At 72.6% G+C, this 15276-nt stretch carries 16 protein-coding genes; 9 read left to right on the forward strand and 7 right to left on the reverse strand.

Annotated features, from left to right (window positions below):
• Nucleotides 1-494: 494 nt before the first annotated feature.
• Complete coding sequence (locus tag AB0G52_RS21450) at nucleotides 495-1049, forward strand: hypothetical protein (protein ID WP_361337915.1); 555 nt, start codon at nucleotides 495-497, stop codon at nucleotides 1047-1049.
• Here AB0G52_RS21450 and AB0G52_RS21455 read toward each other — a convergent pair.
• The gene (locus AB0G52_RS21455) at nucleotides 995-1792 is read right to left on the reverse strand and encodes a hypothetical protein (protein WP_132887453.1); all 798 of its coding nucleotides are present in this window, start codon (nucleotides 1790-1792) and stop codon (nucleotides 995-997) included. The two genes, AB0G52_RS21450 and AB0G52_RS21455, sit on opposite strands and share 55 nt — an antisense overlap.
• Nucleotides 1793-1799: 7 nt before the next feature.
• On the reverse strand, nucleotides 1800-2849 hold the full coding sequence (locus tag AB0G52_RS21460; protein WP_132887454.1) for a LacI family DNA-binding transcriptional regulator: 1050 nt from the start codon (nucleotides 2847-2849) through the stop codon (nucleotides 1800-1802).
• 249 nt (nucleotides 2850-3098) lie between these two features.
• Between AB0G52_RS21460 and AB0G52_RS21465 the strand changes: the two genes are divergently transcribed.
• From AB0G52_RS21465 to AB0G52_RS21475, 3 genes are all read left to right on the forward strand, one after another.
• Complete coding sequence (locus tag AB0G52_RS21465; RefSeq protein ID WP_132887455.1) at nucleotides 3099-4052, forward strand: ROK family protein; 954 nt, start codon at nucleotides 3099-3101, stop codon at nucleotides 4050-4052.
• Between the two features lie 280 nt (nucleotides 4053-4332).
• The gene (locus AB0G52_RS21470) at nucleotides 4333-4524 is read left to right on the forward strand and encodes a hypothetical protein (protein ID WP_132887456.1); all 192 of its coding nucleotides are present in this window, start codon (nucleotides 4333-4335) and stop codon (nucleotides 4522-4524) included.
• A gap of 144 nt (nucleotides 4525-4668) precedes the next feature.
• On the forward strand, nucleotides 4669-5709 hold the full coding sequence (locus tag AB0G52_RS21475) for an NUDIX hydrolase (protein ID WP_132887457.1): 1041 nt from the start codon (nucleotides 4669-4671) through the stop codon (nucleotides 5707-5709).
• A 171-nt stretch (nucleotides 5710-5880) separates the two neighbouring features.
• Here the strand turns inward: AB0G52_RS21475 and AB0G52_RS21480 are convergent, their stop codons facing one another.
• Nucleotides 5881-7236 (reverse strand): dipeptidase, encoded by a 1356-nt coding sequence (locus tag AB0G52_RS21480; RefSeq protein WP_361337918.1) that lies wholly within the window; start codon nucleotides 7234-7236, stop codon nucleotides 5881-5883.
• A gap of 216 nt (nucleotides 7237-7452) precedes the next feature.
• Between AB0G52_RS21480 and AB0G52_RS21485 the strand changes: the two genes are divergently transcribed.
• Nucleotides 7453-8748 (forward strand): geranylgeranyl reductase family protein, encoded by a 1296-nt coding sequence (locus AB0G52_RS21485; protein WP_132887459.1) that lies wholly within the window; start codon nucleotides 7453-7455, stop codon nucleotides 8746-8748.
• Here AB0G52_RS21485 and AB0G52_RS21490 read toward each other — a convergent pair.
• The gene (locus tag AB0G52_RS21490) at nucleotides 8738-9211 is read right to left on the reverse strand and encodes a nitroreductase/quinone reductase family protein (RefSeq protein WP_361337920.1); all 474 of its coding nucleotides are present in this window, start codon (nucleotides 9209-9211) and stop codon (nucleotides 8738-8740) included. The genes AB0G52_RS21485 and AB0G52_RS21490 overlap by 11 nt on opposite strands.
• 263 nt (nucleotides 9212-9474) lie before the next feature.
• Between AB0G52_RS21490 and AB0G52_RS21495 the strand changes: the two genes are divergently transcribed.
• Nucleotides 9475-10167, forward strand: coding sequence for a TetR/AcrR family transcriptional regulator (locus tag AB0G52_RS21495; protein ID WP_361337922.1), 693 nt, complete (start codon nucleotides 9475-9477; stop codon nucleotides 10165-10167).
• 69 nt (nucleotides 10168-10236) lie between these two features.
• On the opposite strand, the gene AB0G52_RS21500 is transcribed toward AB0G52_RS21495, so the two are convergent.
• Nucleotides 10237-10728, reverse strand: a complete 492-nt coding sequence (locus AB0G52_RS21500; RefSeq protein ID WP_361337924.1) for an FBP domain-containing protein — start codon at nucleotides 10726-10728, stop codon at nucleotides 10237-10239.
• Nucleotides 10729-10803: 75 nt separating this feature from the next.
• Here AB0G52_RS21500 and AB0G52_RS21505 point away from each other — a divergent pair, with 75 nt between their 5' ends.
• The gene (locus tag AB0G52_RS21505; protein ID WP_361337926.1) at nucleotides 10804-11376 is read left to right on the forward strand and encodes a WHG domain-containing protein; all 573 of its coding nucleotides are present in this window, start codon (nucleotides 10804-10806) and stop codon (nucleotides 11374-11376) included.
• Nucleotides 11377-11411: 35 nt separating this feature from the next.
• On the forward strand, nucleotides 11412-12689 hold the full coding sequence (locus AB0G52_RS21510; RefSeq protein ID WP_361337928.1) for an SGNH/GDSL hydrolase family protein: 1278 nt from the start codon (nucleotides 11412-11414) through the stop codon (nucleotides 12687-12689).
• Between the two features lie 44 nt (nucleotides 12690-12733).
• On the opposite strand, the gene AB0G52_RS21515 is transcribed toward AB0G52_RS21510, so the two are convergent.
• A complete protein-coding gene (locus AB0G52_RS21515; protein ID WP_361337930.1) occupies nucleotides 12734-13873 on the reverse strand; it encodes a medium chain dehydrogenase/reductase family protein in 1140 nt (379 codons plus the stop codon).
• Between the two features lie 202 nt (nucleotides 13874-14075).
• On the opposite strand from AB0G52_RS21515, the gene AB0G52_RS21520 reads away from it, so the two are divergent.
• On the forward strand, nucleotides 14076-14756 hold the full coding sequence (locus AB0G52_RS21520; protein ID WP_132887466.1) for a TetR/AcrR family transcriptional regulator: 681 nt from the start codon (nucleotides 14076-14078) through the stop codon (nucleotides 14754-14756).
• A gap of 159 nt (nucleotides 14757-14915) precedes the next feature.
• On the opposite strand, the gene AB0G52_RS21525 is transcribed toward AB0G52_RS21520, so the two are convergent.
• Complete coding sequence (locus AB0G52_RS21525; RefSeq protein ID WP_361337932.1) at nucleotides 14916-15203, reverse strand: DUF6332 family protein; 288 nt, start codon at nucleotides 15201-15203, stop codon at nucleotides 14916-14918.
• Nucleotides 15204-15276 lie beyond the last annotated feature (73 nt).

A 15276-nucleotide genomic window follows, 5' to 3' on the forward strand; every position in this document is an offset into this window, starting at 1 on the left:
GTGAGGCCGAGGTGGTCGGCGGTGGGGTGGCCGAGGGGGCCGACGCCGCAGCGGTCGAGGGGCGGTCGGGTGAGGCCGAGGTGGTCGGCGGTGGGGTGGCCGAGGGGGCCGACGCCGCAGCGGTCGAGGGGCGGTCGGGTGAGGCCGAGGTGGTCGGCGGTGGGGCGCTCGAGGGGCGGTCGGGCGGTGTGGTGGCGGGCGGCGTGCCTGTCGGGGACGTTGAGACGGGCGGAGAAGCGGCGGCCGAGACGTGGCCCGGCGACGCTCCCGCGGTGGACGGGCAGGCGGTCGGGCAGGAGGCCGCGCGCGGCTTAGGGCGCGCGCCGGGGCGCCCCGGTCCCGACGGCCGGTCGAGACCCGCCCCGCCGCCCCCGGGGCGCCGCGGAGACCGTCGGCCGGGCCGCCGGGCCGGACGGCTCGCCACGATCGCCGTCGTCGTCGTCCTCGCCACCCTCGGACTGACCATCGCCCTCCTGAACGACGAGGGGCACCCGGTGAAGCCGGACGCGGCCCCGCCCTTCTCGGCCCCGGCCGGTGCCTCGGCGAGTGTCCGCGGTGCCGGGAGCGGGCACTCGGCCGATCCGGACCCCGTGGGGCAGGGCGAGGAGACCACCACCGCCCCGACCGGCGGCGCCCTCCACCCCAAGGACGGCAAGGCGTCGTCCCACCCGTCCGCCTCGGCCCCGTCGTCGAACGTCTCCGGCCCCGGCCCGTCGGCGAGTTCGGGCACCGCGGCCGCCACCTCCACCCCCTCCGCCACGGTCACCCCGGCCTGCCAGGCCACCGGGAGCGGCACCTACACCTGCGAGGTACGGAGCGCCGCCAAGTCCTACTCCACCTCGGGCGACGTGGTCGGCAAGGTCCACCCGGGCTCCCACGCGTTCTTCTGCCAGGCCGACCTCGGCCGCCGCGCGACGCACGGCCGGTGGACGAACGTCTGGTGGGCCGAGACCGACGACGACAGCGGCAACACCGGTGTGTACATCAGCGACGTCTACATCGCGGGCGGCGACAACGACGAGCCGCTCCCCGGACTCCCCGTCTGCTGATCGTCCACATACCGTTCCAGGCCCGACGCGACCGTCCAGTTCCGCTCGGCGAACAGCCGGGTACCCCGTCGGCACAGCGCGGAGTCGGCCCGCGCCCGTGCGCAGAACTCCTCGGGCGTGCTCCCGAACAGCTGCCGCAACTCGGCGGAACCGGCGAGGAGTTCGGTGAGGAGAGGGCGCTGGCCGGGGTGATGCCGGGGAGCGCCGGTGCCGTCGTGGAGTACGCCGTGGCGGTTGACGTAGGCGTGGACGCCCGGGAGCGTGGCGCCCTCCGCGAGGCCGACGCGGACGGCCGGGGCGGGCAGCCAGGCCCGTTGGAAGTTGCCGTCCGGCAGCGGCACGCCCTCGCTCGCGTCGATCACCTCCAGCTGCCGTCCGTCCAGCCACACGACGAACAACTCGCGCACCGCCGCCCTGGATCGGAAGGGCGACGCCGAGACGTAGCCGAGGCGACTGACGTGCGCGGAGACGCCCACCGCGAGGCCGGTCACCCGGGCACGCACCATGGGAATCGGCCCGGCGACCCCGAACTCGGCCATCTTGTGCTGGAGTTGGGCGGGGCAGGCGTTGGAGCCGACCGCGAGCACCGGCACCCGTCCGTCGTCGTGCACCAGTCGGTCCAGGGGCAACAGCCGGTCGCCGTCGAGGAGTCCGGAGTCCGCCGGCCAGCCGCCCGGGTAGCTCAGCGGATGGTCGCGCGGCGCCCTGTCGAGGCCGAGTTCCGCGAGCGTGCGGCCCGTCATGCGCGGCTCAGTCCGCCGGGGGCAGCTCGCCCGAGCCACGGGTGATCAACCGGGTCGGCAGCTCGATCCGCTCCGGCGCCATGAGCGTGCCGTCCAGCTGGCGGAAGAGCCGCTCCGCGGCGGTCCGGCCGAGCAGCGCCGAGTCCTGGGCCACGACCGTGATGCCGGGACGCAGCAGATCGGCGAGCTCGATGTCGTCGAAGCCGATGAGGGCGACCGGGCGGGACAGTTCCGCCAGCACCCGGATCACGGTGACCGTCACCCGGTTGTTGCCCGCGAAGATCGCGGTGACCGGGGCGGCCCCGGACAGCATCTCCTCGGCGGCCCGGCGCACCCGCTCCGGATCCGTCACCCCGAGCGAGGTCCACGATTCCTCGACGGGTATCCCGGCGTCCTCCATCGCGGCCCGGTAACCGCGCAGCCGCTCGGCCGCGGTGTGGATCCGGGGCATGTCCCCGATGAACCCGATCCGCCGGTGGCCGTGCGCGATCAGATGGGCGACCCCGTCCCGGGCGCCGCCGTAGTTGTCGGAGAGCACCACGTCGGCGTCGATCTTCCCGGCCGGACGGTCCACGAACACCGTCGCCACGCCCGCCCTGATCTCCGGCTCCAGGTACCGGTGGTCGTCCCCGGCGGGGATCACCACCAGACCGTCCACCCGCCGCGCGCACAGCGCGAGGGCCAGCTCCTGCTCGCGGTCCGGGTCCTCGGCGCTGGAGCCGTTGATGAGCAAGGCCCCGTGCGCGCGGGCCACTTCCTCCACCGCGCGGCTCAGCGGGCCGTAGAACGGGTCGGCGAGGTCCTCCAGGACGAGACCGATGCTCGCGGTACGGCCCTTGCGCAGCACCCGCGCGCTGTCGTTGCGTCGGAAGCCGAGGGCGTCGATCGCCTCCTGGACCCGGCGCTCGGTGTCCGGGGTCACCCCGGGCTCGCCGTTGACCACCCGGGACACCGTCTTCAGTCCCACGCCGGCCCGCGCCGCCACGTCCTTCATCGTCGGCCGGGTCCCATAGCGGGAGCCGGGAAGACGTTCTGCGCGGCGGGAGGTCTCGGGCACGATACGGCGTCCTGTCCTGTCGTCCACGGGAAGCACGGGGCTCACGGGTCGGTGTCCTGGCTCAAGGTTTGTATCAGGGATACACAAGCTCATGCGTTTGTATGAGGATGTGGCCTCGAGCATAGAGCCTGGACAACGTTGTCAGATGCAAGGGAGACTGTCCACCGCAATCTCCGGCCTGCGCCCCCACCGCTTGACCGGCCTGTTCTTTACTCGGCTACTCATGGTTGACGGGGAGATCTGACTCTGATGCACACCGACCTCGTGGCGGCCCTCGACATCGGCGGCACCAAGATCGCCGGCGCGCTGGTGGACGGCCACGGACGGATCCAGGCGCGGGCCCAGCGCGCGACGCCCGCCCAGCAGGACGGCGACACGGTCATGGGGGCCGTCGAGGAGGTGGTCGGCGAACTCGCCGGTTCACCCTTGTGGGAGCGGGCCGGCTCGCTCGGGATCGGCAGCGCGGGCCCGGTGGACGCCTCCGCCGGCACCGTGAGCCCGGTCAACGTGCCGGGCTGGCGGGACTATCCGCTCGTCGAGCGGGTGCGCGCGGCCACCGGGGGGCTGCCGGTCGAGCTGATCGGCGACGGAGTCGCCATCACGGCCGCCGAACACTGGCAGGGCGCGGCCCGCGGCCACGACAACGCCCTGTGCATGGTGGTGTCGACGGGTGTCGGCGGCGGCCTGGTGCTCGGCGGCAAGCTGCACCCGGGACCCACCGGCAACGCCGGTCACATCGGCCACATCAGTGTCGACCTCGACGGCGACCCCTGCCCCTGCGGATCACGCGGCTGCGTCGAACGGATCGCGAGCGGCCCGAACATCGCCCGCCGCGCGCTCGAGGGCGGCTGGCGGCCCGGTCCCGACGGTGACACCTCGGCGGCGGCCGTGGCGGCCGCCGCCCGGGCCGGCGACCCGGTCGCCGTGGCGTCCTTCGAGCGGGCCGCGCAGGCGCTGGCGGCGGGGATCGCGGCCACCGCGACCCTGGTCGAGATCGACATCGCGGTCATCGGCGGAGGGGTGGGCAAGGCGGGGGACATCCTCCTCACGCCGCTGCGCAAGGCGCTCACCGACTACGCGACGCTCTCCTTCGTCCAGCGCCTGACCGTCGTGCCCGCCCAGATGGGCACGGACGCGGGCCTGGTGGGTGCCGCCGCTGCCGCGCTGGCCCGCAGGCCGGACGCGACCGCGGCCGGGGTCTGAGCCGCTCGCGGCGCCGGGTGGCGGCGGCGTCGAGCCCGGTCGGCCGGTGTTCAGGTCCAGCCGACCGGGCTGCTCGGTGACGCCTGATCATTCTGTGACGCCTGATTCATGCGCGACGTCTGATCATTCTGCGCGATTACGGTAGGACGTGATCGACTCTGTTGGAAAGAGTTCGGTGGAGATCGTTCGGCCCGTGACGCGTGCCGCCTCCGGGGGCTGCTCGTTGCTCCGCTCGCGGGGCCGCCCGTGACTCCTCGAGCCACGCGCAGTTGAAACGGGCATGAAGAAGCGCAGCATGCTCGCCATCGCCAGCCTGGCCACCGGATTCGTCGTGGCCGCCATCACCCCGTCCCACTCGGCCGACAACGGCTCGCTCGGCGACCTGAACGTCTCGGACACCCTGGAACACGTCGACCCCGGGGTGAGCCAGGACAGCTTCCACGTCGACCCGGACTTCCTGGGGCAGGAGTAGCCGGCGCGGCGGGGGCGACCAGGGGGGCCGGTGTTCCGCGGAGGGACACCGGCCCTGCGTCATGCGCACCCTCAACGGGAACTGGTTTCCGTGGCAGTGTGGAGCGGGCAAGCCACAGGGGGCCGAACAGAAGAGGGGGAGTCCGTGATCGTCTGGGTCAACGGCGCGTTCGGTGCGGGGAAGACCACCACCGCACGTGAACTGATCGAACTGATCCCGAACAGCACGCTCTTCGACCCCGAGGTCATCGGCGCGACGCTGACGCACCTGCTGCCGGCCAAGCGCCTCGCCGAGGCCGGCGACTTCCAGGACCTGCCGATCTGGCGCCGGCTGGTGATCGACACGGCGGCCGCGATGCTCGCCGAGCTGGGCGGAACCCTGGTGGTTCCGATGACGTTGCTGCGCCAGGAGTACCGGGACGAGATCTTCGGCGGCCTCGCCGCCCGCCGCATACCTGTCCGCCATGTGTGCGTCGCCCCGGCTGAAACGATCCTGCGTGCGCGAATAGCCGGGCGGGAGATCCCGCCCGACCTCCCCGACGGCGAGATGCGGGTCCGCCAGTGGTCGTACGACCGGATCGAGCCCTACCGCGCCGCCCTCGCCTCCTGGATCAGCGCCGACGCCCATCTCGTCGACACCAGCGAACTCACGCCGTACGAGACGGCGGTGCGGATCGCGGCGGCGGTGGACGGGGGCGAGGCCGCGGTCTGCGACATCGTGCAGACGCCCGAACCGACCGCCGAGACCGTGGCCGCAGGCGTCCTGCTCTTCGACGAACACGACCGCGTCCTCCTCGTCGATCCCACCTACAAGCCCGGCTGGGAGTTCCCCGGCGGCGTGGTCGAGCCCGGCGAGGCTCCCGCGCAGGCGGGTGTCCGCGAGGTCCAGGAGGAGACCGGGATACGGCTGGCGGAGACGCCCGGCCTGCTGGTCATCGACTGGGAGCGGCCCACGCCGCCCCGCTACGGCGGACTGCGGCTGCTCTTCGACGGCGGCCGACTGGACTCCGCCGAGGCGGGCCGGCTGGTGCTGCCGGGGCCGGAACTGCGCGACTGGCGTTTCGTCACCGAGCAGGAGGCCGCCGAACTGCTGCCGCCGGTGCGCTACGAACGACTGCGCTGGGCGCTGCGGGCCCGTGAGCACGGCGCCGCGCTCTATCTGGAGGCCGGCGTCCCGGTCGGTTGACACTGCCTGACGGGCCGTCAAGTCCGCACAGTGGCCCGCCGGCACCCGGTTCGTCGGCTCCGCGGGCGCTGCCGACTCCCGCCCGGCGCCGAACCCCGGTCCGCCGACGGCCGCGACCCCGCAGTGGACCCCCGTCCGGAGACGAGGGTCCACTGCCGAGGGCAGAGCGGCTCAGCCCGCCGCGTAGTTGCGCAGGAACAGCGCCTCCGCCACCGACAGCCGTTCCAGCTCCTCGGGGGACACGCTCTCGTCGACCGCGTGGATCTGCGCCTCCGGCTCGCTCAGGCCGATGAGCAGGATCTCCGCCTGCGGGTAGAGGCTCGCGAGGGTGTTGCACAGCGGGATGGAGCCGCCCTGACCGGCGTACTGCATGGTCTCGCCCGGGTAGGCCACCTTCATCGCGTCGGCCATCGCCTGGTAGGCCGGGCTCGCGGTGTCGGCCCGGAACGGCTGGCCCTGACCGACCGGCTCCGTCCGCACCCGCGCGCCCCACGGCGTGTGCGCCTCCAGATGCGCCTGGAGCAGCTTGCTCGCCTCCGCCGCGTCCACGCCCGGCGGCACCCGCAGGCTGACCAGGGCGCGGGCGCCGGCCTGCACCGACGGGGTGGCGCCGACGACCGGCGGGCAGTCGATGCCGAGCACCGTGACCGCCGGACGCGCCCAGATGCGGTCCGCGACCGAACCGTCACCGATCAGCCCGACACCGTCCAGCACCTTCGCGTCCTTGCGGAACTGCTCCTCGTCGTACTCCAGACCTTCCCAGCCCGACTCCGGCGTGAGCCCGTCGACCGTCGTCGAACCGTCCTCGGCGCGCAGCGAGTCCAGCACGCGGATCAGCGCGGCCAGGGCGTCCGGGGCGGCGCCGCCGAACTGCCCGGAGTGCAGGCTGCCCTGGAGCGTGTCGATCTGGACGCGGACCAGCGTCATGCCGCGCAGGGTCGTGGTCACGGTCGGCAGCCCGACGCGGAAGTTGCCCGTGTCGCCGATGACGATCGTGTCCGCCGCGAGCAGTTCCGGGTGCTGCTCGGCGTACCGCTCCAGGCCGCCGGTGCCCATCTCCTCGGAACCCTCGGCGATCACCTTCACGTGGACCGGCACACCGCCGTTCGCCTTCAGCGCCCGCAGCGCCAGCAGGTGCATGATCAGGCCGCCCTTGCAGTCGGCGGCACCACGCCCGTACCAGCGGCCGTTCCGCTCGGTCAGCTCGAACGGCGGGGTCGTCCAGGCGGCCTCGTCCAGCGGCGGCTGCACGTCGTAGTGCGCGTACAGCAGGACCGTTTTGGCACCCTCCGGACCCGGCAGGTAGCCGTACACCGACTGGGTACCGTCCGGGGTGTCCAGTACGGCGACGTCCCGGAAGTCCTCGGCGCGCAGCGCGTCGGCCACCCAGTTCGCGGCCCCCTCGCTCTCGCTCTTCGGGAACTGGGTGAAGTCCGCCACCGACTTGAAGGCCACCAGCTCGGCGAGCTCCGCCTTGGCCCTGGGCAACAGGGCGGCGACGGTCTCGGCGACCGGATTGGACGACATGGGCACGCTCCTCGTGGGTGCGACGTTGAACTGGTGTGTCCACCGATCCTCCCACAGTGGCCTGCGGCGATCTCCGCCGTAGGATGCGGGGGGACAGGTGACAGGTGTCGGCCCACGGACAGGGACGGACGGGCCCGGCCCACGGCTTGATACAGCTTGATACGACCTCTACGGCTTGATACGGCTTCTACGGCTTGATCGGAGCAGCGGACCATCGTGAGCGGCGAGAATTCTTCGGCGGACGACGTGCAGGCGGACGACGCGCAGCGGGTGTGGGACGTCGTCGTGGTGGGCGCGGGACCCGCCGGCGCGTCGGCCGCCTACGCGGCGGCGGTCGCGGGACGGCGCGTGCTGTTGCTGGAGAAGGCCGAACTGCCCCGCTACAAGACCTGCGGCGGTGGCATCATCGGTCCCTCCCGCGACGCGCTGCCGCCCGGCTTCGAGCTGCCCCTCAAGGACCGGGTGCACGCGGTCACCTTCTCCAACAACGGACGGTTCACCCGCACCCGCCGCTCCAAGCAGATGATGTTCGGGCTGATCAACCGGCCCGAGTTCGACCAGCAACTGGTCGAGCACGCCCAGAAGGCGGGCGCCGAACTGCGCACCGGGGCCGCCGTGCAGCGGGTCGAGCAGCACGGCTCGGCCGTACCGGACCGGCGCACGGTCGCCGTCGTCCTCCAGGGCGGCGAGACCCTGCTGGCCCGCGCGGTGGTCGGCGCCGACGGCAGCGCCAGCAGGATAGGGGCGCACGTCGGGGTGAAGGTCGACCAGGTGGACCTCGGCCTGGAGGCGGAGATCCCGGTGCCGGAGACGGTCGCCGAGGACTGGCGGGGCCGGGTCCTCATCGACTGGGGCCCGATGCCGGGCAGTTACGGCTGGGTCTTCCCCAAGGACGACACGCTGACCGTCGGGGTGATCTCGGCGCGCGGCGAAGGCGCGGCCACCAAGCGCTACTTGGAGGACTTCATCGCCCGGCTCGGCTTGGCCGGTTTCGAACCGAGCATCTCCTCGGGCCACTTGACCCGCTGCCGCGCCGACGACTCCCCGCTGTCCCGTGGCCGCGTGCTCGTGTGCGGCGACGCGGCGGGGCTCCTGGAGCCGTGGACCCGCGAGGGCATCTCCTTCGCGCTGCGCTCGGGGCGGCTCGCGGGGGAGTGGGCGGTGCGGATCGCCGAGGCCCATGACGCCGTGGACACCCGCCGCCAGGCGCTGAACTACGCCTTCGCCATCAAGGCGGGCCTCGGCGTGGAGATGAGCGTCGGCAAGAGCATGCTCGCGGTGTTCGAGCGCCGTCCCGGCCTGTTCCACGCGGCGTTGACCGGGTTCCGGCCGGCCTGGCGGGCGTTCAAGGAGATCACCCAGGGCCGGACGTCCCTGGGTGAACTCGTCCGCTCCCATCCGCTGGCCCAGCGCGCCCTCACGGCCTTCGACCCGTCGTCGGCGGCCAAGGCCACGTCCGAGGACCAGCAGGCCGCGGAGCACACGGCCGACGAGGACGCGGTCACTTCGTGACGCTGATCCGGAAGACGGGGTGGTCGGCACCGGCCGCGAGGAGTTCCGCGTCGGAGGATCCGGCCGTCACCCCGGGAAAGTACTGCTTGACCTCCCAGCCCCACCTCTCCAGGTAGGTGCGCAGCACCGGCAGCTTCTCGGCGTCGGGAAGCTCCGCCACGGTGAACTCGCGCACCTTACGGCCGACCCGGAGCTCCCCGCCGCCGGCCACACGCATGTTCCGCACCCACTGGGAGTTGCCGCGCGCCGAGACCAGGTACTGGGTGCCGTCATACATGTGCGGGTTGACCGGGACGCGCTGCATCCGGCCGCTCTTGCGGCCGCGCACGGACAGCTCCGCACTGCCGGCGAAGCTGATTCCGTGCCGGGCGAGCCAGCCGACGAGGCTGTTCATCCGGACGGCCATCGGGTTGGCCTTGGCGTAGTACGGCTCGGACGACGGCTGTGACTGTGACGACGACATGGCGTGACCCCCACTTGATTGAGAGAGCGGTGCTCTCGCTTGACATCAGTGTGGGGGTGAGCGGTGCTCCTTGGCAAGAGCAGTGCTCTCTTTTCTGAGCGGCGCACTGGGTTGAGGGCGGCGCTCTGTGTTGTGATCGGCGCTCTCTATTATGAGCGATGCTCTGTCATGTGGGCGGTGCTCTGCCCTGCGATCGGTGCGCTACTGTGCGATCGCTGCTCCAAAACGTGTGCACTGCTCTGAGTCATGGCAGACTGCTCCTCATGACCACCCCCCAGGGCGCCCGTGCGCGGGCCAGGATGGAAGTCACTGCGGCCATCAAGGACGAGGCGCGCAGACAACTCGCGGCCGAAGGTGCGGCCAAGCTGTCTCTGCGGGCCGTCGCGCGCGAGCTCGGCATGGTCTCCTCGGCGCTCTACCGCTACTTCCCGAGTCGCGACGACCTGCTCACCGCCCTGATCATCGACGCCTACGACTCCCTGGGCGAAGCAGCGGAAGCCGCGCGTGCCACTGCCCACGACGCCGCTCCGGCGCAGCGCTGGGTCGCCGTCTGCGAGGCGGTACGCCGCTGGGCGCTGGCCCACCCGCACGAGTACGCGCTGATCTACGGCTCGCCGGTGCCCGGCTACTCGGCGCCGGAGACGACGATCCCGTCCGCCGCCCGGGTCGCCCTGGTGCTGATCGGCATCCTGCGGGAGGCGTTCGAACGACGCGGTCTGGCCCGTACGCCCGTGCCCGCCGAACTCGCGCCCGAGGCCCGGCGGATGGCCGACGAACTGGTGCCCGGCCTCCCGCCGGAGGTGGGCGTCGCCATGGCCGCGGCCTGGGCGCAGCTGTTCGGGTTGGTGGGGTTCGAGGTGTTCGGGCAGTTCAAGGGCGTCGTGGAGGAGCGGGACCGCTTCTTCCGGCACGCGGCCGCCCAGTTGGCCCACGGGGTGGGGCTGGTCTACCCGTAGGGGTCGTCCTGTAGCGGACGTCCCGGCTCCGGGCCTCCGCTTCCGGGTGCCGGTCTTGCGTGTCCCGGCTCAGGCCGTCACCTTGGCGAGGAACGCGGCGAGATTGGCCACGGTCCGCTCGATCTTCTCCTCCAGGGTGAGCGACTCCGGTATGCGCCCGCCGACGCCCGCGTCCCGCTTGCCCCGCACGTACAGCGAACAGGCCAGGTCGGAGCAGAGGTAGGCGCCCACGGAGTTGCCCTGCTGCCCGGCCTTCCCCGCCTTCGCGGCGACCATCAGCGAGACGCCCCCGGTGTGCGTGGTCAGGCAGATCCTGCACATGCTGCGCCGGGTCGCCCCGGAGGTCGGGCCCGGGCAGCGCAGGGCCACGGCCAGCGTGCGGCCGTCCAGTTCGGTCACCAGGTAGGCGCGGTCGGGTGCCTGCGGGTCCCGCCAGCCGAAGTAGTCCAGGTCGGCCCACGGCTGCGCGTCCAGGTCGTGCGGGACGCTCAGGCGCTTCGCGGCGCCCTTCGTGCAGTTCACGAACGCGCCACGGATCTCTTGCTCACTCAGCTGTCTCATACACCGCACGCTAATTTGCCTAAAGGTCTTAGGCAAATACATAATCGCCTCAGGCGGTGAGGTGAAGGAGTGGTGATGGCACGAGCGGGACTGACTCCGGAACGGCTGGTCCGGGCGGGAGCCGAACTGGCCGACGAGGTCGGTTTCGACCAGGTGACCGTCTCGGCGCTGGCCAGACGGTTCGACGTGAAGGTCGCCAGCCTCTACTCGCACGTCAAGAGCTCCCAGGATCTGCGGACGAGGATCGCCCTGCTGGCGCTGGAGGAAATGGCCGACCTGGCCGCCGAGGCGCTCGCCGGGCGGGCCGGGAAGGACGCCCTTCGCGCGTTCGCCGACGTCTACCGCGACTACGCCCGCGCCCACCCGGGCCGCTACGCGGCGGCCCGGCTGCGCCTCGACGCGCAGACGGCGGCCGGCAGCGCGGGTGTCCGGCACGCGCAGATGACCCGGGCGATCCTGCGCGGCTACGACCTGACCGAACCGGACCAGACGCACGCCGTTCGCATGCTCGGCAGCGTCTTCCACGGCTACGTCGACCTGGAGCTCGGCGGCGGCTTCAGTCACAGCGCCCCCGACAGCCAGCAGTCCTGGACCCGCATCCTCGACGCCCTGGACGCCCTGCTGCGCAACTGGCCCGCGCCGGCCTGACCGACCCGCCCCCTCCCGACAGGCAAGCAGAGGCAATGAGCACCGACCACGACCAGTCCTGGATCACCACCCCGATCACCGCCGACCTGCTGCGCGGCGCCCTCGACCTGGAACGCACCGAGCACGGCGTCCTGCCCCACCGGCTCCCGGCCCGGGCCCGCGCCCAGTGCGCCGACCCGCAGCTCGCCATGGTCGAGGCCCAGCCCTCCGGCGTACGAGTGGTGTTCCGCACCCGCGCCACCGCGCTGGAACTGGACACCCTGCCCACCAAACGCCAGTACGTCGGCGCCCCGCCCCGCCCGGACGGTGTGTACGACCTCCTCGTCGACGGCACCCTGGCCGGTCAGGACGTGGTGACCGGCGGCAAGGTGCAGCTCGTCGACATGGCCGCCGGGACGACGGAGGTGCGCCCCGGCCCGGTCGGCACCCTCCGTTTCACGGGCCTGCCCGGGCGGGCGAAGGACGTGGAGATCTGGCTGCCGCACAACGAGACCACCGAGCTGGTCGCGCTGCGCACCGACGCCCCGATCGCCGCCGTACCCGACCGTGGCCGCAGAACCTGGCTGCACCACGGGAGTTCCATCAGCCACGGCTCGGACGCGGCGAGCCCCACCGCGATCTGGCCGGCGCTCGCCGCCGCGCTCGGCGGGGTGGAGCTGGTGAACCTGGGGCTGGGCGGCAGCGCCCTGCTCGACCCGTTCACCGCCCGCGCCATCCGGGACACCCCGGCCGACCTGATCAGCCTGAAACTGGGCATCAACGTCGTCAACGCCGATCTGATGCGGCTGCGGGCCTTCGGTCCCGCCGTGCACGGCTTCCTCGACACGATCCGCGAGGGGCACCCCACCACCCCGCTGCTGGTGGTCTCGCCGATCCTGTGCCCCATCCACGAGGACACCCCCGGCCCCACCGCCATGGACCTGAGCGCCTTCGCCGAGGGCCGGCTCACCTTCACGGCCGTGGGCGACCCGGCCGAGCGGGCCGCGGGCAAGCTCACCCTGAACGTCATCCGGGACGAGCTGGCCCGGATCGTGGCCCAACGCGCGGCCGACGATCCCGACCTCCACTACCTCGACGGCCGCGCCCTCTACGGCGAGGCCGACTGCGTCGAACTCCCGCTGCCCGACCGACTCCACCCCGACGCGGCCACCCACCGCCTCATCGGCGAACGCTTCGCCGCACTGGCCTTCGCGGACTCGGGCGCCTTCGCGAACGGCGGGGCGGGCGCGGACGGCGGGGCGGCCGCGGACGGTGGAGCGGGCGCGGACGGTGGAGCGGGCGCGGACGGTGGAGCGGGCCCGGGCGGCGACTGAGCCCGCGTTCGCCAGGCCGACCACCGTCACCGCGCCGGCGGCGTTCACCGAACCGTGTCGGCGGTCGGGCCGTCGCCGGTGTCCCGGAACTCGCCGGTGTCCCGGGCGTCGTCGGTGTCCGGGACCAGGACCACCTTCCCCGCGACCGTCCCCGACTCGGCGAGCCGCAGCGCCTCGGCGGCCCTGGTCAGGGGCAGCGTGGCCGCGACGTGTGCGCTGACCTCGCCACGCCGGTAAGCCTGGAAGACCTCGGTGAGGTCCGCGCCCAGCCGGGCCCGGAAGCGGCCCTTGCTGAACGCGCGGCCCGCCCAGACGTTGAAGAAGTAGGCGTGGCGGCCGTTGGGCAACGCGTTCCACAGCCACACCCGACCGAGGATCTTGAGGACCGGCCACTGCTTGGAGCCGGTGTCGTCCCTGGTGGTGGCGGTGCCGTAGGAGACGAGGGTGCCGCCCGGCGCGAGGAGCCCCCAGGAGCCGACGACGCTACGGCCACCGAGGTGGTCGAAGACGGCGTCGACACCGCCGGGCGCCAGTTCGCGCACCCGGGCCGGGACGTCCTCGTCGCGGTAGTCGACCGGCGTCACTCCCAGGCCCCGCAGCGCGTCGTGGTGGCGGGGCGAAGCCGTCCCGATCACCCGCAGACCCGCCGCGCGGGCGAGCTGGACGAGTACGGTGCCGACCCCGCCGTTGGCGCCGTGCACCAGGACCGTCCCGCCGGTGCGCACGCGGGCCTTGCGGTGGAGCATCTGCCAGGCGGTGATGCCGTTGACGACCAGCGTCTCCGCCTCCGCCGCGCCGACCCCGGCCGGCACCACCACGGCGTCGGCCGCGTCGAGCAGCACGTGACTGGCCCAGCCGCCGACCTTGACCAGCGCCGCCACCCGCGCGCCGACCAGCCCCGGTGCGACACCCGCACCGGCCGTTTCCACCCTGCCGACCAGGTCGTAGCCGGGGACGAAGGGGAAGGGCGGCTGGTCGTAGTAACGGCCGCGGCGCATCTGCTGCTCGGCGAAGGAGATGCCGGTGGCCTCCACGCGGACGACGATCTGGCCGGGGCCCGGAGCCGGGATCTCGCGGTGGCGGAGCTGGAGCTCCTCGGGCTCCACCGCGCCGGGCAGGACGACCTCGACGAGCTGGGTGCTGCGGGTGGATCCGGCGGCTTCGGGGGTTGCTGCGGTTGCCATGACATCCTCCGTGTTCACATGGGTGCGTGAGCCCTTCACGCTTGCGTTATAGGCTATAACTAAAATGACTGCCCATTGCGTGCGTGTCAAGCTGTCGCGTGTGGGGTGGCCTTAGTGGACGCTAGAGGGGATGCCGAAAGTGATAGGTTGAAACAACCCTGAGCCCCTGAATCCCCTGGATCGAGGACGGAGAGTGACGGACATGGCGCCTGGTGCAAACGCAGACGCAGATGCAGACGCGGTGACCCCCCGGGAGCGATACCGGGCTCAGGTGCGGTCGGACATCAAAGAGCGCGCCTGGGAGCAGATGGCCAGGTCGGGCGCCTCAGGCCTGTCCCTGAACGCCATCGCCAAGGAACTCGGCATGAGCGGCCCCGCCCTCTACCGCTACTTCGGCAGTCGCGACGAGCTGATCACCGAGCTGATCCGGGACGCGTACCGCAGTCTGGCCGACTCCTTCCGCGCCGTCGCCGACTCCGGAGCCGGCCTCGACGGGCTCGCGCACGCCATGCGCCGGTGGGCGCTGGAGGACCCCCAGCGGTACTTCCTCGTGTACGGCACACCGGTGCCCGGATACCACGCCCCCGATGACACCACCGCCATCGCCCGCGAGATCATGGCTGCCCTGCTCGACGTCTGTACGGCGGCCGGGCTGGAGGCGCCGTCGCCGGCCTCCGCAGGCTTCACCGCGCATCTCAGCCAGCACCGCCAGTGGGCCGAAGGCCACGCCGCCCCGCCGGGAGTGCTGCGCAGGGCGCTGGCCTTCTGGACCCGGCTGCACGGGGTGCTCTCGCTGGAACTCGCCGGGCACTTCACGGGCATGGGCTTCGACGTGGAGCGGCTGTTCGAAGCGGAGCTGGCGGAGCTGACGCCCGGCCGCTGACCCCGGACCCCTTGCTCCCACGGGTCAGCTCGCCGACCCGCCCCTCACACCGACCCGCCCCTCACATCACACCGACCCGCCCCTCACGCCGACCCGCCGGTCACACCGGCCCGCCGGTCACACCGGCCCCGCACGGCCGGCCCGACCGATGTACCTGGCCTACGATCCCTCGGGCCTGCCGCGGCGGGGCCGGACGGCCTGACCAGCCTGCCGGAAACGCACGAGCACGCTCACCACCCGTGCGGAGAAGAGCAGCACGGCCGCCACCGCGCCCGCGGCCCGCAGCGCCTGCTCGACACCGGCGGGCAGTGCGAAAAGCAGGGCGGGCCCGGCCACCGCTCCGAAGCCGAGTGCTGCCGCGAACACCCCGCTGAACAAGGCGTATCCGATCTCGACGGTGATCGCGTCCCGTTCGGCCTGGCCGCGTCGTACCCCGTGACTGGTCATCCCGCCAGTCTCACAGCCGTGCGCCCGGCGGAGCAACAGGCTCCGCCGGGCGGCGACTTGAGGGCAGCCCCGG

The organism is Streptomyces sp. NPDC021562, assembly GCF_040640875.1.
Classification (GTDB): Bacteria; Actinomycetota; Actinomycetes; order Streptomycetales; family Streptomycetaceae; genus Streptomyces.